The sequence below is a fragment of the Levilactobacillus sp. LN180102 genome (assembly GCF_050106635.1).
GTDB lineage: Bacteria > Bacillota > Bacilli > Lactobacillales > Lactobacillaceae > Levilactobacillus > Levilactobacillus brevis.
Genome location: NZ_JBNIIX010000003.1, coordinates 115,252 through 136,162 on the forward strand (window position 1 = coordinate 115,252; position 20,911 = coordinate 136,162).

Sequence of the window (20,911 nt, forward strand, 5' to 3'; positions counted from 1 at the left end):
AATGTGATATCCTTACAATTAGTAAGAATATCACAGCTAACCCAAGGAGGTTCCCACTATGCCCGAAATTACCCTAACACCCGATTTTTACCACTATCTTCAGCAAAAACACCTGACGGACCACAACCTGATTTTATTAGTGGATGATGGTGGCGGCAAGTACTCGCTACAAGGCGGTGCTTGTAGTATTGGCACGAACTTTAGCATCATTGACGTTGATGAGCCAGACGCTGACTACCCCATTTTGCTGACGAATACGCAAGGTGTCCGGCTCTGGACCTCTAACTATGATCTGGTTTTCTGTGGAACGGGGTTAAAGTTAGACTATCGTCACGGAAGCATTGCCATTACTGATGATGCCCATATGATGTTGGATGGCACTGTTCAGCTGGTTAAGGGGGCCGATGTTCTAGCTGCTTTTCAGGCTGGGGTTAAGCTAAGTAATGGTGGATGTTAAAAGTCTTTTTGATACGCTCCATAGAGTGAGAATAATGATACAATTTTTAAAATAAGCTACCAAACTAGGGTAAATATGAGAAAATGGCAAACCATTCTCATATTTACCCTAGTTTGTCGTATAATGTAGATATTCTATTTAATCTGGAGGGGAACTCATGACAGAATCAACGCACTTGTATGACCTGTTCCACCCGGCACACTACGATATTTATCTCGACATTAACCGCGAAACGAAGCAAATTAGCGGGAAGACGACCATTACCGGTGACGCTTTAGCTACGACGATTGGCATTCACCAGAAGTTCTTAAAGATCCAACAGGTAACGGTTGACGGCAAAGCCGTGACGGTTACGGATGATCCTGCGGCCGAAGCCATTCGGATTCCGGTCCCACAGACGGGTAACGTGACGTTAGCCATTGATTACACGGCGCCATTAACTGATAGCATGATGGGGATTTACCCATCCTACTACGACGTTAACGGCGAACAAAAGCAAATCATTGGAACCCAGTTTGAAACGACCGCTGCGCGCCAAGCTTTCCCAAGTATCGATGAACCGGAGGCCAAAGCAACCTTTGACCTAGCGATTAAGTTCGATGAACAGCCTGGTGAAACGGTTATCAGTAACATGCCTGAGACCAAGGTCGAAGCCGGCGTGCACTACTTTGACACCACGGTTAAGATGTCCACGTACCTGATTGCCTTTGCCTTTGGTGATTTGCAAAGTAAGATGACGACTACTAAGAGTGGGGTTCAGGTTGGGGTGTTTGCTACCAAGGCGCATCAAGCCAATGAATTGGACTTTGCGTTAGACATTGCCAAGCGCTCAATTGAATTTTACGAAGACTTCTATCAGACACCTTATCCACTACCACATTCCTGGCAGTTAGCCTTACCTGACTTTTCCGCTGGTGCCATGGAAAACTGGGGATTGGTTACTTACCGGGAAGCTTACCTCGTTTTGGACCCCGACAATACGTCGTTTGAAACGAAGCAACGGGTTGCCACCGTCATTGCTCATGAACTGGCCCACCAATGGTTTGGTGATTTGGTTACGATGAAGTGGTGGGATGATCTTTGGTTGAACGAAAGTTTTGCCAACATGATGGAATACGTTGCCATTGATGCCATCGAACCTGACTGGCACATTTGGGAAGTCTTCCAAACAACTGAAGCCCCAATGGCCTTACAACGGGACGCAACGGACGGTGTACAATCTGTCCACGTGCAAGTAGAAGATCCAGCTGAAATTGATGCGCTCTTTGATAGTGCCATTGTTTACGCCAAGGGTGCCCGGATGTTAGTCATGGTGCGGGCTTTAATTGGCGATGATGCTCTGCGAACGGGCCTAAAGGCTTACTTTGACGCCCATAAGTTTGGCAATGCAACTGGGGCTGACTTGTGGTCTGCTTTAGGGACTGCTGCCAATATGGATTTGAAGAGCGTAATGAATTCGTGGCTGGAACAACCTGGTTACCCAGTATTAACGGCTGCGGTGGTCGATGGTCAGTTGACAGTGACCCAGCAACAATTCTTTATTGGCGATGGCACAGACGCCAAACGTCAATGGCAAGTGCCATTGAGCAGTAACTATGCTGAAGTCCCAGAATTGTTGACGGCGCCACAAGTGACGTTAGGAACTTATGCGGATTTACGGCAGGCTAATGGACAGCCGTTCCGGCTAAATGTCGGCAATAATTCACATGCGATTGTGAAGTACGATGATACCTTACTAGCAGATATTTTAGATCACATCACTGAGTTAACAGCGATTGATCAACTCCAATTGCTACAAGATCAACGACTATTGGCTGAAGGTCGGCAGATTTCTTATGCGGATGTCGTCGCCTTGTTGCCACGATTTGCGGCTAGTGAAGCTACGGTGGTTAACGATGCGTTGTATCAGGTCGCTGGTAACTTGAAGAAGTTCGTCACGCCAGATTCTGATGCCGAAAAGCAACTGCAACAATTCTTTGATCGGTTAAGTGCGGCACAAGTTGACCGGTTGGGGTGGACCCCCAAAGCTGGCGAATCTAATGATGACCAGTTAACCCGGCCATATGTATTAAGCGCGGCCCTTTATGCTAAAAATGCCCAATCGGTCGCCGCTGCGCATGAACTGTTCACGGCCAATCGCGACAATTTAGCAGGCTTGCCAGCTGCAACGCGTTACTATGTTTTGGCAAACGAAGTCACGAACTTTAGTGACGCAACGGTCTTTGATCAGTTGCTGACAGATTACCGGCAAGCAACGGATGCCAGCTACAAGGCTGATCTGTGTGCCGCATTGACGACCACACCAGATGCCAAGTTGATTGCGAAGTTGATCGCAGTCTTTGAAGACGCAGCCACGGTTAAACCACAAGACTTACGGGCTTGGTACCGTGGTGTCTTGGCCAATGCCAAGGGGCAGCAGGCAGCTTGGGACTGGATCCGTCAAGACTGGGCTTGGTTGGAAGCAACTGTGGGTGGTGATATGGAATTCACCACATTTATTACGGTAACTGCGGCGATCTTCCACACACCTGAACGGTTAGCTGAGTTCAAGGAATTCTTTGAACCAAAGATTCCGACGCCTGGTTTAGGACGTGAAATCAAGATGGATACCAAGGTTATCGCAAGTCGCGTGGCCTTAGTTGAAGATGAAAAAGCCGCAGTGAATGCTGCGGTGGCACAAGTCGTCCAATAATTTATGTAAGTGACGAAGAACCTAGACGATGGTCTAGGTTCTTTTTTGCGTTTCATTTGCGAAAAACTGAACAAAAAAGTTAAAATGCATAAATAGTCTGAATTCCCAGCTGTTATTTTATACACATTCGTTCAGTGCAAAATCAGCGTATAAGTTGTGATTGCTATGGTTTGTTGGTCAATAAAATGCGAAAAAGTTCATGTATATTTATCGTGTGAGGGTGTATAATTCTGACATATTGACGGATGTGTTGGCTGGCAGTAGTGTGCCAATGGTTATTTTATTTGAACATGTAAGCGCTTATATTGTTTGCCAATCTGTCTATCATCCAAAGCGCTTTAAAATTGACGTTGCTCGAAAGGATCTTTACTCATGAAAAAGGCCACTTCATCACCTGATAAAAGTCACGGCCTCGGGTTGTTGGCACTGATTTCAACAGTTATTACGTCATCAATTGGTGGGGGAATTTTTGCCCTCACCTCAGATTTAGCGATTGCAGCGTCACCTGGTCCCGCGCTGATTGCTTGGGGCATCGTGGGGTTGGGAACCCTGATGTTAGCCTTATCGTTGAACAATTTAGTCCTCAAGCGGCCTGACTTGGAGGGAATCTTTTCCTATGCAGAAGAGGGTTTTGGCAAGTATACCGGCTTTATCAGTGGGTGGGGATACTGGATCTCGGCGTGGATGGGAAATGTGGCATTTGCGACGGTGATGATGAGTGCTGTGGGCTATTTTCTCCCGGTATTTAATGGTCGCAGTCAAATTCCCTCGGTTATTGTTGCCAGTGTGATCCTGTGGTTACTAACCTTATTAGTGAATCATGGGATTGAAAGTGCCGCGCTCCTAAACGCGATGATTACGGTTTGCAAGTTAATTCCACTCTTTGTCTTTATTGTTTTTGCCATTTTCCTATTTAAGGGCCAAGTTTTTACGGCTCATTTTTGGACCAATGTTGGTAGTAATTTACAAGGGACTGAAACAATTGCGAGCCAAATCAAACGGTGCTTCATTATTATGATGTGGGTGTTTGTCGGAATTGAAGGGGCCACCATGCTGTCGTCACGGGCCAAAAAGACCGCCGATGCGGGGAAAGCGACACTGATTGGTTTAGTTGGTTTATTAACGATTTATGTTTTGGCGTCAGTCTTGCCCTATGGTTACTTCAGTCGTCAGGCATTAGCAACTATTCATCAACCGGCGATGGTTTACCTATTTAAAGAGATGGTCGGGCCATGGGGTGGGGCCTTGATTAGCCTGGGTTTAATCATTTCAACGTTGGGGTCTTGGCTATCATGGACCATGTTACCGGCGGAAACGATTCGGTTGATGGCTGACCAGAAACTATTACCACGGGTCTTTAGTCGAAAAAATAAGCAGGGAGCGCCCACGGTCTCGTTGGTTACCAGTAGTGTCTTGGTTCAGTTCTTTTTGGTCACGCTGATTTTTACGGATCAGGCTTATCAAATTGCCTATTCGATGTGTACGGCGGCCGTGACAATTTGTTATATTTTAGTGGCGGCTTACCAGATTAAGTACTCATGGCAACATTTGCGTGAGTCCGGTAGTCGTTGGCAGTTAGCCATTGGGATTGGGGCGCTGTTATTTGAAGGAACCGCCATTTACTTTTCCGGGTTCAAGTACCTTATTCTCTGCACGATTGCCTACATTCCAGGAAGTATTTTATATCTGATGGCGCGCAAAGAAAGTGAGCGACGGTGGTTCCAGTCGCCATTAGAACGGCTGTACGTGGCGAGTGTCGTCATCTGTGCACTTGTAGCGATTGGGTTAGTCATTGCGGGAAAATTAGTGATTTAGGAAAAAGTACGTACCAAATACACGAAAATACAAAGCGCCCAGGGCATAAGTCCTGGACGCTTTGTATTTAAAATAGAGTTGACTAGAGCATTAGTCGTTTAAATTGTAGCGTAACTTCATGTGTTCAGAACCAAAGGTCACCATGTCACCCAATAATTTGGTTTGACGCGTGAAGGATTCATTGGAAAGCTGTTCGTTAGCAGATTTCAAAATTGACACATCGGCGCCGTTCTTGATGGCTGCGTCAGTATCGTTTTGAATCTTCCGGTAGGCTCCCATGGCTTCTAAAGCGAAGGTATTACGGAAGTCTTCATATAAGTCGAAGTCCGTGTCACCAAGTAATGCCGTGGTGCAGCTTAACCAGTACATATGATTCAGGTTAAAGGTACCATCAGCATCTTTATAAGCGGCGGGGGTGTCGTCGACATTCGCGTAGAACGGAACGACCGTATTGAACGTATTCGCGCCAAAGGCTAGCCAGTGAATCCCGGCAATGCTGGCGGGGACATCGTTACGAATTTGGAGGATGTGTACGTCGTGATTCCGGTTGATACCGATTGGGCGGAACTTGGTCTTGTCACTTTCAGTCCCATCACCATAAACATCGTATTGGGTGTTTTGGTAGTGTGAGCTCAAGACGTACTTAACATCTTCAATGGAAATCTTGCGGTTAGCATGGCAGATGAAGGGTAGGTCTTGGCCTTGAGGGTCTTGGTCAACGTCTGGTGTAAAGTACTTTTGACCAAACCAAGCCCGAGGATTGTTATAGACGGTATCCTTATCCGTTGCGCTACCGAAGATGTGGCGGAGGTTTATTCGATCGAAATCAGGATTCAAATGATACGTTTCAATGAGGTCAGCCAAATCAGCGGAGGCCATGGTATCATCGGCAGCAAAATCAAAGTCGTCAATGTTCATTCGGTTGGGGGCAACGACGTAAGCGTCGTCTGGAATCCGCTTGGCAGCCCAATGATGACCGCCAATGGTTTCCAACCACCAGATTTCATCGTTATCAGAAAAGGCAATCCCGTTGGGTTCGTACGTCCCAAATTCTGCCAGTAACTGACCGAGGCGTTCAACCCCTTCACGAGCACTGTGAATATAAGGGAGAACGAGAGTGACCAAATCTTCTTCACCAATGCCACCGGCAACGTATGGATCGATACCCAAGACCCGAGCATTCGTCGTGATGGTTTCTGTGGCGGACATGGCTACATTGTCACTGTTAATACCGGCAGCGGGCCAGATTCCGTTTGTCAAGATAGAGTTGGGAATCGACGTATACCGGAGCGGGTTATCAGGTAATTTAATGTTGACGCCACTGATAACGGCTTGGTAATCAGTGGGCTGGTCGGCAGGATTAACGACGACGAATTTTTCGGGGTCGAGCGCTTCGTGACCATCATCGTTTCGAGAAATAATGGTGGAGCCGTCCAACGAGGCCTTCTTACCTACAAGAATAGTGGTACAAGAACCTTTAATACGTTTTGTCATAAATGCAGCACTCCTTTTATCCCGTATTATAGCATTGATGGCTAGAGAAGTTGAAGGGATTATCAGCCGCAAAAACGAGATATCAGCGACTAGTGGTAGTGTCTTGAGCAGATGACTAAATAAAAACCCGCTCCCTTTAACAGGAATGCTTGCTAAAAGAACCGGGTCTTGGGGATTTTAAATGTGCGTTTAGTTGAGAATCGCAAAGCCACCGGTCCAGCCAATCTTTTCACTGGCCGCTAACGTCATTTGTAAGAAGCCCATGGCCTCTAATTCACGAGCCCACTTAAGCGCGCCGGCATCAATGACTTTCACGCCACTGGTTTTAAGCGCATCTGCTAGCATTTGTTTAGCAGCGGCGTCATCGCCGGCAGCTAGAACTGTAGTGACTTCTTTGCCACTAACTTGTTTGCTAGCCAAAGTAGCGGCGAACGTCGTATTGAAAGCTTTGATGACTTGGCTGTCGGGCAACAACTTAGCCAGTTCAGCGGTTGCGGAACTGTCGGCGGGGACAACCAGTTCATCCCAAGTATCGAAATTCAAGGGGTTGCTGATGTCGATGACAACCTTTCCGGCCAACTGAGCGGCTTGTGCTTTAGCGATTGACACGGCTACTGGATAAGGCACAGCCAAAACCACGATATCACCCAGATTTTCCACTGCATCGTCACGATCGATGTGCGTCACGGTGTTGCCACCAGCGGTAAAGACACTGTCCAAAGCCTGTCCCATATTACCATTTCCAAAAATTGTAATTGCTGCCATCATAAATCCCTCCAAAACTTGTTCTTTTTTTAAGTACAAATATACTTTAACCTGTTTCTGCGATTCTGTCAAATTAAATCATTTGATTGTTTATTATAATATTTTGTCTTATAATCAAATACAAAAAGGGAGTGAGTAAGATGGCCAACACGCGGCTCAGTGATACAATTCACGTATTGACGTACATTGCCTACTTTAAGGATCAGAAGATTACGAGTCAGGCGATGGCGAGCAGCTTACAGACATCACCTAGTCTAGTGCGGAAGATTCTAGCGAATTTGAAACGAGGAGGACTAGTTTGTCCGGGGCAGGCAACCACCCACGTCAGCTTAGCAAAACCAGCCGCAGAGATCACGATGCGAGATATCTATCGAACATTACCAGATCGGGGGCCATTGTTAAATGTTGATACCAAAACAAACGAAGACTGTCCAGTGGGGGCGGCGGTTCCGGTGGCATTAAACCGCTACTATGCGGAAATCCAAGCTGCGGCTGAGGACCGAATGGCGCGCATTACCCTGCAAGATATCCTAGCTGATATTGCGTTACAAAATGATCGTTAGGTAAGTGGTGCAAATGGCGGGCAGTCAGCGGATTTCGCTACCAAATATGTGAAGAACGGAGTCGGGGATAAAACTCCCAGACTCCTTTTCATGTCTTCAAATATGTGGTGTTGAAACGCGAGACCCCGTAAGTCAGAGAATATCCGACTTACGACGTTAATGATCGCTGAAAAGGGATGTTTGGTTGTGTCCGGAACGAAATGCCAGTAGAATGGAAGCATTGAATAAGTGAGGGGTAAATAGAATGGATTTGGCGGCAGCACAACAGGTGTTAAAAACAGTCTTCGGATACGACGAGTTTCGACCAGGTCAAAAGGCCGTCATTGAACACGTGCTGGCGGGCGATAGTAGCTTGGCGATTATGCCAACGGGCGGGGGAAAATCACTTTGCTATCAAATACCGGCTATGTTATTTTCTGGTATCACGGTGGTGGTATCCCCACTCATCTCATTAATGAAAGATCAGGTTGATGCGCTAAATGATAGTGGGATTCCAGCAACCTTCATTAACAGTTCGGTGGACTGGCCGGAAATTCAACAACGGTTAGCAGCACTGCACAATGGGGACTACAAATTGGTGTATATTGCGCCAGAACGGTTAGATTCAGAAGCCTTTGTTCAAGCATTGGCCCGGTTGCCAATTGATCTGTTGGCGGTTGATGAGGCCCACTGTATTTCCCAATGGGGCCACGATTTTCGACCGAGCTATTTGACGTTGAGTCATGCCATTGAACAGTTACCAAGTCAGCCACAGGTGTTGGCACTGACGGCGACGGCAACCACCCAAGTTGCTCATGATATCTGTCAGCAGTTATGGATTGATCCGCAAAATGAAGTGAATACTGGATTTGCTCGGGATAATTTGAATCTAACGGTCGTCAAGGATCAAGATACGGATCGCTATATTTTGGATTATTTGCAAGTCAATCAAGGGGAGGCGGGCATTATTTACGCCAGTACCCGTAAGGAAGTCGAACGACTGACAAAATTACTTACGAAACAGCACGTCACTGCAGCGGCCTATCACGCGGGCTTGAGTGACGAACAGCGACAGCAAAATCAAGAAGATTTCTTATATGATCGGATTCAGGTCATGGTGGCGACGAATGCGTTTGGAATGGGTATTGATAAGAGTAATGTCCGGTTTGTGATCCATGCGCAGGTACCGGGAACATTAGAGGCCTACTATCAAGAAGCCGGGCGAGCAGGTCGAGATGGGTTGCCGTGTGAAGCAATCTTGGTCTATCACGCTCAGGACTTACAGATTCAACGGTTTTTCATTGATCAATCGGAAATGGACGAAGAGCATCGGCAACGTGCCTATCAAAAGCTACAGGTGATGAATCATTATGCGAATACGGAGGGATGTTTGCAGCAGTTTATTCTCCAATATTTTGGGGAAGTATCACCGGCGTGTGGTCGGTGTAGTAATTGCTTGGACGAACGGGAATCCCAAGATGTTACGACAGCGGCCCAACAGGTGTTGTCGTGTGTCGTGCGGTTGCGGTCACGATTTGGTAAGGGCGTGGTCGCGCAGGTGTTGACGGGGGCACGAAATCAACGGATCCGTGAAAACAATCTGACGATGTTGCCAACCTATGGTTTGATGGCTAATCAAAAGCAAAAGACCGTGGGTGAACTCATTGACTTCTTAACGGCAGCTGGTTATTTGCAGAGCGTGGGTGGTCAATACCCGACGCTGCAGGTGACGGCTAATGGTGTCGCTGTGTTAAAGGGGCAAGAACAGGTCCACCGCAAGATGGCGCAACGGGTGAAGCGATTGGTACCGGAAGATACGGCGTTGTTTGGCAAGCTACGCGATTTGCGGCGTGAATTGGCAGAGGAACAGCATGTGCCACCATTTGTGATTTTTTCGGATAAGGCCTTACACGCGATGTGTGAAGCCTTACCAACAGACGATGAGAGTTTTCTTGCAGTGAAAGGTGTCGGACAGAGTAAGCTGGACCGTTATGGGGAAGCATTTATGGCGGTGATTCGAGAGAATCAAGATATGGACTAAAAAACACGCGATCGATAGTCGGTCGCGTGTTTTGAATTAATGAGTAACGTGTAAACGAAACATGTTCCAGGATAGTGGTTGTAGTGACGCCGTTAGGGTGTTGTCGGACAAATGAACGTTTGAATTGGGATGCAACGCCATTTGTTGGTTCTCATTGGTTTGCTTGATGTCATAACCACAGAATTGCGTGGCCTCAATCACCGTTTGGGCGTTGAGATCGTGCAGATCAGTTTGAAAGTCCATCGTCGTGTTACCTTTATTTTCGGCAAAAATTACGATTTCGTGGTTTTCGGAATTGTAAACGGCTAGGCTATCCAAGTAAGGGACATCTTTAAAATCTTTGCTATCGTAGGTTGTAGCGGTTTGCTGTGGCGTAAGCGCAATTCCCCGGCCGTATTTGGAAATTTGCAGGAAGGGGAAGAAAATGGATTGCAGCCAGATACCATGCTCGTCCGTCATAATTGGCGCAATCACGTTGACTAGTTGGGCAAGGCAAGCAATCTTGACGCGATCAGCATGTTTGAGTAGTGTGATTAGCATGGTGCCGACCATCAAGGCATCTTCAAAGTTATAGTGGTCTTCTAGCAAGTGTGGGGCCTGTTGCCAGGGAGCCGTCTCATCATCTTGTTTGTGAGAATGGTACCAGACATTCCATTCATCTAGGGCTAAATTGAGGGTTTTGTGGCTGTGTTTGCGTGCTTTGACAGCATCACAGACTGCGACAATTCCACTGATGAACTCGTCAAAATCAATGGATTTGGCTAAAAAGTTAGCGAGATCATTTTCTTCATTGTCATAGTAACGGTGAAGGGAAAGGTAGTCGACATCGTCGTAGGTATGGTCCAGCACCGTTTCTTCCCAACTGCCAAAGGTAGCCATTTCACGAGTGGAACTGCCACTGATAACTAGATCAATGCTGGGATCAACGAGTCGCATGACTTTGGCTGTTTCGTGGGCTAGACGGCCGTATTCATCGGCTGTTTTATGACCAATTTGCCAATCGCCATCCATTTCATTGCCCAGACACCAGGTTTTGATATTAAAGGGTTCCTCAGCGCCATTTTGTTTTCGCAGGTCACTCCAGTAAGTGCCGCCGGAAAAGTTACAGTATTCGACTAAATTACGAGCAGCATCGATCCCTCGACTACCAAGGTTAACAGCCATGTCAGGCCGTGTGCCAGTTTTTTGCGTCCATTTCATAAATTCATGAAGACCAAATTGATTAGTTTCAATGCTCCGCCATGCCAGATCCAAACGAGTGGGGCGGGTGCTTTTAGGCCCAATACTGTCTTCCCAATTAAAACCAGAGACAAAGTTACCACCAGGATATCGGATGAGGTCGATATTTAGCGATTTAACGGCGTCGATAACGTCCTGACGAAAGCCGTCCTGGTCTGACTGGGGATGATTGGGTTGATAGAGACCATCATAGACGGATCGACCGAGATGCTCGATGAGCGCACTGTAAACACGGTCATCAATTTTGGCGATTTGGCTGGCTGGGTCAACGGTTAGTTTTCCTTGCATGATTTTTCCTCCTTTAGAAAAAGGAGCCCTACTGAGAGGACTCCTTAATGAGTGTCGCAATTCACTCATTCACGACTATCAGTTGAAGAAGCCGCTTCCACTTTAGCTTTAACATTAGGATCCTCGACTTCACCGGCTTGAATCGGATCTTCTTTCTTCAGGAAGAAGACGGCAAACAAGGTAATGAAGAAGACCACGATCCCCATGATGATGTACGTGTGTTGATACCCGATAACGTCATACATCCGACCAGCAACTGTGGAGAAGATGAAGACGGATACCTGTTTAGCAAAGTTTGACGCCAATGCGTAAACCGTGGCGTATAACCGAATATCAAAGGCACCAGCAATGTATTTCATGATGGAAGTTAATAGCAATGGCATTTCCAAACCAGCTAACAAACGGAAACCAACAACCCAGATCCAGTTAGGAGATAAAGCAGAACCTAAGATCCGGATGCAGGTAATGAAACCGTAAATTAACAAACCATTACGAGAACCAATTTTGTTGATAATCCATGGCATTGGGAACATTAAACAAAATTCGATAGCTGTTTGAGCAGAACTCATGTAAGAGTAAACCAGGGTCCCCTGAGCAGCGGTATCAAAGAAAGTCTTAAAGAAGATGATAAACTGTTGATCAAATACATCGAATAAGGCAGAAGCGCCCATGTAGAAAATAGCTAAAACCCAGAGGTTCTTAAGTTTGAAGACAGACAGAACCGTCTTCATATCAAGTGAATCGGACGTGTCACCAGCAGCGGCAGCGTTATCTAAGTTAACCTTGTCAGAGAAGAGTAATAAGAAAGTTAAGATAATAGCGGCAATGGTACATGCCCAGAAGATGGAGTTAGGCTTCCAGAGGAAGATTCGCCCGGCAACTAATGAAGCAACGACACCGGCGACGGAACCACCGACCCGGGAGTGGGCATATTCGAAGCCGTTAGCCAAACTAGCCCGCTGTACGTATTGTTCAATGACGGACACCCCACCGTTTAGGATGAAACTCAGAAAAGTCCCAGTAACGATGGCTACTAAGAAGGCGCTAATGTGTAAGATGGGCATGAAGACCCATTGGAAGTAAGGACCGATGAAGATCCCGACGATCGCAATCGTTAAGATTAAGTTTTTCTTGAAGAGTAATTTATCAGAAACAACCCCAAAGATAGGTTGGAAGATCAAGGAAATACCCGCCATCATTGAGAAGACGGCACCAGATTCGGTCCCGTTTAAGTGGGCAACTTGTTCCATCCAGAGGGTTAAATAACCGTTAACAACGGCCCAAATGAAGAAGTAGCTAAAGTGAGATAGGGGAAATCCCCAGAAATGTTTCGATTCAGTTTTTGCACTATCCATGATTTATTCGCCTCTATTTATAATTGTAAGGAACCGGCTTGCCAAAGTTAGGCGTACCATCGTCATTCCAAGTAAACGGTTGCACCATTGTGTGACGGTTAGGATCATATAATGGATCACCTTTGATATCGGTGTAATTCCGGCAGTGGTAAACCAGCATGTCAGTTTCACCGTCTTCGGCAACTGTAAATGAGTTATGACCAGGACCGAATTGTTTGATTGGCATGTTGCTTTGGAAAACGGGTGTTTCAGATTTGGACCAACTAGCGGGATCTAAGAGGTCGGCATCTTCGGCAACGGTTAGCATCCCCATGGCATAGTTCTCGTCGGTAGCGCTTGCAGAATAGGTCAAGAAGAAGCGACCATTTCGGTGTAAGACGGCCGGACCTTCATTTACCCAGAAAATTTTGGTTTCCCAATCGTATTCTGGTTTTGTTAGCATGACCGGCTTGGTCTTTAACGTCCATGGATTAGCCATTTCCGCGATGTAGATGTTGGAATTACCCTTGATAGCGGGATCCTTTTGGGCCCAAACATAGTACAATTTGTTTTGTGCTTCGAAAACTGTCGCATCTAAGGCAAATGTGTCTAATGGTGTTTCAATTTGGCCGTGTTCAGTCCAATCGGCTTCATCGCGCATGGGATCGGGGTTGTCACACTCAATGCAGTACATCCGGTGTTGGAACATCCCATTATGGTCGAACTCTTTGGTATGTGAAGCGGCAAAGTAGATGAACCATTTGCCATCAATGTAATGAAGCTCTGGTGCCCAGATGAGTTGGCTCATGGCACCGCTACCATCGGGATGCTTACGCCAGATGGTTCGAGGAGCAGCATTAGCCAATCCATTTAAGGTCTTGGCCCGACGAATTTCAATTAAGTTGTACGCCGGTACGGAGGCTGTGAAATAATAATAGCCATCAGTATGTTTATAAATATAGGGGTCAGCCCGCTGGACAATCAGTGGGTTGATATAGTCTTGAGCTTGGACCATTAGTCAATCTCTCCTTTTGAAATTTGTAAGGACTTAAATTGCTTTAAGAAAATAAGTCCTAATAAATTAGTACACTTGAAATATACAGCCGGTTGAAAACGCTGTCAACATTAAAATTAATATTTTTGCTAATTTATTTTCGAAAAATCGTCTGAATTAATATAAAAGTTAATCATTAAGTGGTAATATAAAAGCATGGTTAATCTTAATTAATATAAAAGTTAATGAAAAGAAGGCGACAACATGCAATTAGATATGAGCAGTGCTTCGTTGCCAGTTTATGAAGCATTAAGTAGTGAGGTTCGTCTGCACATTATTCGATTGATTTCGGAAAAGCCGATGAGTGTTAAGGAGTTAGCGCAAGAATTGGGCTTAAGTAGTGCAATTGTGACGAAACATTTAGATAAATTGGCCGCCGCCGAGTTAGTCACGAGTAAACGAGTGGGACGGTCAAAAATGACGGAGCTTCGGGTTGATACGATTGAGGTAAAGTTTCCGCGCGAAATCTATCCGACGTTTCAAGTGCATCAAACAAGTATTCCGGTTGGACATTACACAGAATACCGCGTACAGCCGTCATGTGGCTTGGCAGGAAAGAATGGCTATATTGGTAAAGTGGACAATCCCCGATATTTTATGTCGCCAGAACGGATGAATGCCGGAATGATTTGGTTTAATAACGGTTATGTTGAGTATCAGACGCCTAACTTTCTTCAAGGACATGAACACTTAGAGATGTTGGATTTGACGGCGGAACTCGGTTCAGAATTTCCTTTTTCAAATAACACATGGCCATCGGATATTACTTTTTTCATCAACGGTAAAGAAATTGGGACATGGCGTAGTCTAGGCGATTTTTCTGATATTCGCGGGAAATACACGCCTAAATGGGTACCAGATAATGTTAACCAATATGGCGTGTTGAAAACGTTACGGGTGACAGATCACGGTACTTATTTAGACGGGCAACCATTTACGGATATTTGTTTGCAAGATTTGCCAACTGACCATGAGACCTGGACAGTACGATTCGAAGTTAAAGAAGAGGCCGAAAAGGCTGGAGGTTGCACAATCTTTGGACAAGGATTTGGTAATCATGATCAAAATATCGAGTTGCTAGCCTACTACAGTTGATAGAAATATCCGAATAACTTTTATACTAAAAGAGTTATTCGGATATTTTTTGAAATCGCTTACTTAACATGCTAATATGAGTTCTAAACTAGAAGAATGGACTGAGAGTAGATGGCACAAACGGAATACGATAAAATGATGGCAGAAAACTTATATGATGTGAATGACCGTCAACTGGTTGATGATCGTTCACATGCGCGGGATTTATATGAAACACTTAATCAAACTTCCTTTCATGATAAAGAAAAGTTACAGCAATTGATTAAACAGTTGTTTGGAACAGTTGGGACGGGAAGTGAAGTACGGCCGCGGTTTATTTGCGATTATGGTTATAATATCCACGTTGGTAATAATTTTTTTGCCAATTTTGATTGTATTTTATTAGATACTTGCCCAATTACAATTGGTGATAATGTTTTGTTAGCACCGCGTGTGCAAATTTATACAGCCGCACATCCTTTGGACATACAGAAACGCACATCATGGCTGGGTTGTGGCAAGGCAGTTTCAATTGGCAATAATTGTTGGCTAGGGGGCAATGCTGTTGTTTTACCAGGTGTGCATTTGGGAAATAATGTTATTGTTGGCGGCGGTGCCGTCGTCACGAAGTCCTTTGGCCATAATGTCGTAATTGCGGGAAATCCGGCCCGAGTGATCAAGCACTTAAAAGGATAAGGAGAAACATACCATCGGCAAAAAATGGGATATTAAATTGTTAACTTACTCTAGTTAAAAATAACGTTTTACCAAGTACCTGTTATGATTGGTAAGGAACACTTAAATTTGCTATCCTATAGGGTAGACGTTATAAATATAAGCAACCGTGGGGTAATTCAGGTTACGAAATATAATTGGAGAAAGTTATGGAAAATAAATATCAAAGAGTCAAAGATACCTTGAAAGAAGCTATTCTTTCAGGTAAGTATCCGATTGATGAAAAATTGCCAACCGAAACGGAATTAATGAATCAATTTAACGTTTCACGGTACACGATTCGTCGGGCCGTCGGGGACTTAGAATCAGAACATTATATTTACCGAATTCAGGGTGGTGGCATGTTTGTTCAGGATTGGCATAAAGACTGGTCAATCGATAGCGATAGTAAAATGATAGGCGTCATCACGACTCATATTGCGGACTATATTTTTCCTCAAATCATTTATGGCATTGATCAGATGATCTCTGAGGGGGGATATTCGCTACTGCTGGGCAATACGCACAATAATCATCAAAAAGAACGGAAAAACCTTATCAACATGCTGAATAGTAAGGTGGCCGGGCTGATTATTGAACCGACACAAAGTGCGCTACCAAATCCTAATATGGATCTTTATCAAGAGATTAAAGATGATGAAATTCCAGTATTGTTTATCAATGCTAGTTACCCGGAGTTGGAGTTTCCAACAGTGACGACTGATGATGCTGGCGCAGAGCGTAAAATAATTGATTATTTACTAGACATGGGCCATGAGAGTATTCTGGGGATTTTTCAGGTTGATGACATGCAGGGGGTTCATCGGATGGATGGATTCGTTAAGGCATATCAACAGCATCCAGAGATTTCCTATAAAGGTAATTTGGTGATGTATCAATCAGGAGATAGTTTTGATAAGATTACTCAGCGGGTAGCGTCGGCGTTAGAAACACCGGATCGGCCAACGGCAATTGCCTGCTATAATGATCAATTAGCGATCCAAGTCTTAGATTATTTGAAGAGTAATGGATTTCTAGTACCACAGGATATTTCTGTTGTGGGTTTTGATAACTATCAAATGGCACAATATATGAGTCCAGGAATCACAACCTTAAATCACGAAAAGGAAGTTATGGGGGAAGATACTGGGAAGATGATGCTCAATCTTTTACAAAAGAAGCCTGTCACATCAATTATGTACGATCCTCAGCTAATTGTACGGGAATCTGTTGCATCTCCAAAATTATTAGGATAATTAATTAAAGGAGCCTATACACTGTAGAAACGCAGTGTACAGGCTCCTTTTTGTGTGCGCATACTAAGGATTCAAACATAAGTGATAGGAATAACGGTATCGCTTACAAAAAAATATACCAAATAAACGCCGAGATAACAGCATCTAACGAATTAATTAGTCCGAACAACAAAAAAACAAGTTGATTTATGCGTACAAATATTATAAACTGTATTTGTTCAATAAATGAAAGCGGTTCATAAGATTGTGATTCCTAAAGCATGCCGGCGCAGGGAGTCACGAATTATTGAAAGGGCTTTCGATAGATGATGAATACTTGGGTAAGCAATTATTTTTGATAAACCCCTTAATTTAGGAGGAATAAAATTGGATAAGAAAAAGAATGTTTCCAGTAAGTTTATTTTCTTCTTCGGTTCATTTGGTGGTATCTTGTTCGGTTATGACATTGGTGTTATGACCGGAGCACTACCTTTTCTGAAGACTGACTGGAATTTAACAAATGCGTCATTAGTTGGTTGGGTTACTTCTGCTGTGATGTTCGGTGCCATCTTTGGTGCTGCAATTGCTGGGCAGCTAGCTGATCGACTTGGTCGGCGACGAATGATTCTAATGTCGTCTTTGGTTTTCGCTATTGGTTCAATTCTATGTGGATTTTCACCTAACAACGGGACGTTTTACCTGATTGGCATGAGAATATTTTTAGGACTGGCTGTTGGTGCGGCCTCTGCTTTGGTACCAGCCTATATGTCAGAAATGGCACCGGCACGATTACGTGGGAGTTTGTCTGGGATTAATCAAACGATGATTGTCTCTGGGATGTTGATCTCATACATTATTGACTTTGTTTTAAAGGATTTACCAGAAAATATTTCTTGGCGTTTAATGTTAGGGCTAGCTGCTGTTCCTGCAATTATCTTATTTGCTGGGGTTCTTAAGCTGCCTGAATCACCTCGCTTCTTAATCAAGGCTAACCGTTTAGATGAAGCACGGCAGGTTTTATCATTTGTTCGTAAACCAGAAGAAGTTGAACCTGAAGTTAAGTCAATTCAAGCAACGGCACAAAATGAATCAAGTAACATGGCTAAAACATCATGGGCAACCTTATTCAATAGCAAATATCGTTACTTAGTTATTGCTGGGGTTGGTGTGGCAGCTTTCCAGCAATTCCAAGGCGCCAACGCAATCTTCTACTATATTCCATTAATTGTTGAAAAGGCAACTGGTAGTGCTGCTAGTTCTGCATTGATGTGGCCAATTGTTCAAGGGGTTCTGTTAGTTCTTGGTTCACTCTTATATATCTGGATTGCTGAAAAATTCAATCGGCGGACCTTGTTGACTTTAGGTGGTACAGTGATGGCTTTATCCTTCCTGCTACCAGCTGTAATTAACAGTTTGGTACCAAATGCAAGTCCAATGATGATTGTGGTCTTCTTATCAATTTACGTGGCCTTTTACTCCTTCACTTGGGCGCCATTAACTTGGGTGCTGGTTGGTGAAGTCTTCCCGTTGGCCGTTCGGGGCCGGGCATCTGGTTTAGCATCATCCTTTAACTGGATTGGTTCATGGGCCGTTGGGTTGCTCTTCCCAATCATGACGGCTTCAATGTCACAAGAAGCGGTGTTTGCTGTCTTCGGTGTTATCTGTGTCTTGGGTGTGCTCTTCGTTCGTTTCTGTGTTCCAGAAACCCGTGGTCACTCACTTGAAGAAATCGAAGCTGCTGGTACTAACCGTGGTAAGAAAGCTGAAACGGCGCAAAACAACTAGTATTTTTGAATGATTTAGGAGGCATAACGAAATGAACTTAGTCGAAACGGCGCAAGCCATTGAGGCGGGGCAGGTTTCCTTAGGGATTGAATTAGGCTCAACTCGAATTAAAGCGGTATTAGTCACCGATGACTTCAATACGATTGCTTCCGGTAGTTACGTTTGGGAAAATCGGTTTGAGGATGGTGTTTGGACCTATCCACTTGAAGAGGTTTGGTCCGGTATCCAGCAGAGCTATACACAAATGGCGGCGGATGTTCAAAGCAAATATCATGCTAGCTTGAAGCATATTAATGCGATTGGTGTTAGTGCAATGATGCACGGCTACTTGGCGTTCGATAAGAACAATGAGTTGTTAGTGCCTTTCCGAACTTGGCGGAACAATATTACGGGCCAATCGGCTGATGAATTAACCAAGCTCTTTGATTTCAATATTCCACAACGGTGGAGTATTGCTCACTTATACCAAGCAGTCTTGAATGATGAGGACCATGTTGCCAAGGTTGATTTCATTACGACGTTAGCCGGTTATGTTACTTGGAAATTGTCTGGCGAGAAAGTCTTGGGTGTTGGAGACGCTTCAGGTGTCTTCCCAATTGATGAAAAAACTGGTAGTTATGACCAAGCAATGCTAGATAAGTTTAGCAGTTTAGATAATGTTAAGCGGTATCCATGGCAGATTGAGAATATTCTACCCAACATCTTACCAGCCGGTAAAATTGCTGGTAAGCTAACCGCTGGAGGGGCTAGCTTATTGGATGCCAGTGGCAACCTTGAAGCAGGTAGTGTTATGGCACCACCTGAAGGGGATGCTGGTACAGGGATGGTTGGAACGAACAGTGTTCGTAAGCGGACTGGTAATATTTCCGTTGGGACATCAGCTTTCTCCATGAATGTCTTGGATAAACCATTGTCGAAGGTTTATCGCGATATTGATATCGTGATGACCCCAGATGGTTCACCAGTTGCCATGGTCCACGTTAACAACTGTTCATCTGATATTAACGCTTGGGCAAGCATTTTCAGTGAATTTGCTGCTCGGCTAGGTGTTGATCTGAAACCGGATCGACTGTATGAAACGCTTTTCTTGGAATCAACTAAAGCAGATGCCAATGCGGGTGGATTGGTCAATTATAGTTATCAATCTGGTGAAAACATTACTAAGATTCAAGCCGGCCGGCCATTATTTGTTCGAACACCTAACAGCAAGTTTTCTCTGCCAAACTTTATGCTGACTCAGCTCTATGCTGCGTTTGCACCACTGCAAATCGGGATGGATATTTTGGTCAACGAAGAACACGTACAAACTGACGTGATGATTGCGCAGGGTGGTTTATTCCGGACACCAGTAATTGGTCAACAAGTACTGGCTAACGCTTTAAATATCCCCATTACGGTTATGAGTACGGCTGGTGAGGGTGGCCCTTGGGGGATGGCTGTCTTGGCGGCTTATGCCCAACGTCAAACGAGTGAGAACCTTGAAGACTTCTTGGATCAAGAGGTCTTCAAGAATCCTGAAAGTATGACGTTGAGTCCTGAACCTGCTGGGGTTGCTGGTTATCAAGAGTTTATCAAGAATTATCAAGCTGGCTTGCCAGTGGAAGCTGCCGCTGGCGAAGCTATTAGCGATTAAGAGAAGAGAGGTTAATTGAATGTTAGAAGATTTAAAGCAAGAAGTCTACGACGCCAACATGCAGTTGCCTGAATTGGGATTGGTTACCTTTACTTGGGGTAACGTTTCCGGTATTGATCGGGACAAAGGCCTGTTTGTCATCAAACCTTCTGGGGTTGATTACAATGACTTGAAGCCTAGCGACATGGTTGTTGTTAACTTAAAGGGTGAAGTTGTTGAAGGGGACATGAATCCTTCCAGTGACACCCCAACGCATACAGTACTTTACAATGAATTCCCTAATATTGGGGGAATTGTTCATACGCATTCACCTTGGGCAGTGTCATTTGCCGCTGCTAAGATGGATATTCCCGCAATGAACACGACGCATGCGGACACATTCTATGGCGATGTACCAGCTGCTGATGCTTTGACTAAGGAAGAAATTGAAGAAGATTACGAAGGCAACACGGGTAAGACTATCGTGAAGACCTTCAAGGAACGCGGCATTGATTACGAAGCCGTTCCCGCTTCTTTGGTTAGTCAACACGGTCCCTTCGCTTGGGGGCCAACTCCAGCCAAAGCAGTTTACAACGCCAAGGTTTTGGAAGTGGTTGCCGAAGAAGACTATCACACCGCTCAAATGACGCGTGCTAATCGGGAATTGCCACAGTATCTGTTGGACAAGCATTATCTGCGTAAGCATGGGGCCAACGCTTATTATGGTCAAAATAATGCCCATTCCCAAGATCACGCGGCCCGTCAATAAA

The 20,911-nt window shown here is 44.9% G+C and carries 16 protein-coding genes; 11 read left to right on the top strand and 5 right to left on the bottom strand.

Translation table 11 applies throughout. The annotated features are described in order from the left end of the window. The first annotated feature begins 58 nt into the window (after positions 1-58). From ACP4IT_RS03015 to arcD, 3 genes are all read left to right on the top strand, one after another. Positions 59-457, top strand: a complete 399-nt coding sequence (locus ACP4IT_RS03015) for an iron-sulfur cluster biosynthesis family protein (protein ID WP_011668375.1) — start codon at positions 59-61, stop codon at positions 455-457. Between the two features lie 157 nt (positions 458-614). Further along, positions 615-3,149 (top strand): M1 family metallopeptidase, encoded by a 2,535-nt coding sequence (locus tag ACP4IT_RS03020; RefSeq protein WP_011668374.1) that lies wholly within the window; start codon positions 615-617, stop codon positions 3,147-3,149. 372 nt (positions 3,150-3,521) lie between these two features. Next, positions 3,522-4,964: an arginine-ornithine antiporter gene (gene arcD / locus ACP4IT_RS03025; protein ID WP_011668373.1), complete on the top strand. Its 1,443-nt coding sequence runs from the start codon at positions 3,522-3,524 to the stop codon at positions 4,962-4,964. Positions 4,965-5,054: 90 nt separating this feature from the next. On the opposite strand, the gene ACP4IT_RS03030 is transcribed toward arcD, so the two are convergent. After that, on the bottom strand, positions 5,055-6,458 hold the full coding sequence (locus ACP4IT_RS03030; protein WP_087609559.1) for a C69 family dipeptidase: 1,404 nt from the start codon (positions 6,456-6,458) through the stop codon (positions 5,055-5,057). A 189-nt stretch (positions 6,459-6,647) separates the two neighbouring features. Further along, complete coding sequence (locus ACP4IT_RS03035; protein ID WP_087609558.1) at positions 6,648-7,223, bottom strand: NADPH-dependent F420 reductase; 576 nt, start codon at positions 7,221-7,223, stop codon at positions 6,648-6,650. A gap of 140 nt (positions 7,224-7,363) precedes the next feature. Between ACP4IT_RS03035 and ACP4IT_RS03040 the strand changes: the two genes are divergently transcribed. Both ACP4IT_RS03040 and recQ read left to right on the top strand, forming a co-directional pair. After that, positions 7,364-7,786, top strand: coding sequence for an Rrf2 family transcriptional regulator (locus ACP4IT_RS03040; protein WP_011668370.1), 423 nt, complete (start codon positions 7,364-7,366; stop codon positions 7,784-7,786). A gap of 244 nt (positions 7,787-8,030) precedes the next feature. Then, complete coding sequence (gene recQ, locus ACP4IT_RS03045) at positions 8,031-9,806, top strand: DNA helicase RecQ (protein ID WP_015474071.1); 1,776 nt, start codon at positions 8,031-8,033, stop codon at positions 9,804-9,806. Between the two features lie 36 nt (positions 9,807-9,842). On the opposite strand, the gene ACP4IT_RS03050 is transcribed toward recQ, so the two are convergent. The 3 genes from ACP4IT_RS03050 to ACP4IT_RS03060 form a co-directional block, all read right to left on the bottom strand. Then, positions 9,843-11,333: an alpha-N-arabinofuranosidase gene (locus ACP4IT_RS03050; RefSeq protein ID WP_426855165.1), complete on the bottom strand. Its 1,491-nt coding sequence runs from the start codon at positions 11,331-11,333 to the stop codon at positions 9,843-9,845. Between the two features lie 65 nt (positions 11,334-11,398). Then, complete coding sequence (locus tag ACP4IT_RS03055) at positions 11,399-12,688, bottom strand: oligosaccharide MFS transporter (protein WP_011668367.1); 1,290 nt, start codon at positions 12,686-12,688, stop codon at positions 11,399-11,401. A gap of 13 nt (positions 12,689-12,701) precedes the next feature. Next, positions 12,702-13,682 (bottom strand): glycoside hydrolase family 43 protein, encoded by a 981-nt coding sequence (locus ACP4IT_RS03060; RefSeq protein ID WP_011668366.1) that lies wholly within the window; start codon positions 13,680-13,682, stop codon positions 12,702-12,704. 243 nt (positions 13,683-13,925) lie between these two features. Between ACP4IT_RS03060 and ACP4IT_RS03065 the strand changes: the two genes are divergently transcribed. From ACP4IT_RS03065 to ACP4IT_RS03090, 6 genes are all read left to right on the top strand, one after another. Then, complete coding sequence (locus ACP4IT_RS03065; protein ID WP_011668365.1) at positions 13,926-14,816, top strand: ArsR/SmtB family transcription factor; 891 nt, start codon at positions 13,926-13,928, stop codon at positions 14,814-14,816. A gap of 111 nt (positions 14,817-14,927) precedes the next feature. Next, positions 14,928-15,491, top strand: a complete 564-nt coding sequence (locus tag ACP4IT_RS03070) for a sugar O-acetyltransferase (RefSeq protein ID WP_015474066.1) — start codon at positions 14,928-14,930, stop codon at positions 15,489-15,491. Between the two features lie 188 nt (positions 15,492-15,679). Next, positions 15,680-16,765 (top strand): GntR family transcriptional regulator, encoded by a 1,086-nt coding sequence (locus ACP4IT_RS03075; RefSeq protein WP_041815476.1) that lies wholly within the window; start codon positions 15,680-15,682, stop codon positions 16,763-16,765. 366 nt (positions 16,766-17,131) lie between these two features. Further along, positions 17,132-18,529, top strand: coding sequence for a sugar porter family MFS transporter (locus ACP4IT_RS03080; RefSeq protein WP_015474063.1), 1,398 nt, complete (start codon positions 17,132-17,134; stop codon positions 18,527-18,529). 31 nt (positions 18,530-18,560) lie between these two features. Next, complete coding sequence (locus ACP4IT_RS03085; protein ID WP_015474062.1) at positions 18,561-20,162, top strand: xylulokinase; 1,602 nt, start codon at positions 18,561-18,563, stop codon at positions 20,160-20,162. Positions 20,163-20,181: 19 nt separating this feature from the next. Continuing rightward, on the top strand, positions 20,182-20,910 hold the full coding sequence (locus ACP4IT_RS03090; RefSeq protein WP_011668360.1) for an L-ribulose-5-phosphate 4-epimerase: 729 nt from the start codon (positions 20,182-20,184) through the stop codon (positions 20,908-20,910). The last annotated feature ends 1 nt before the right edge of the window (position 20,911 follow it).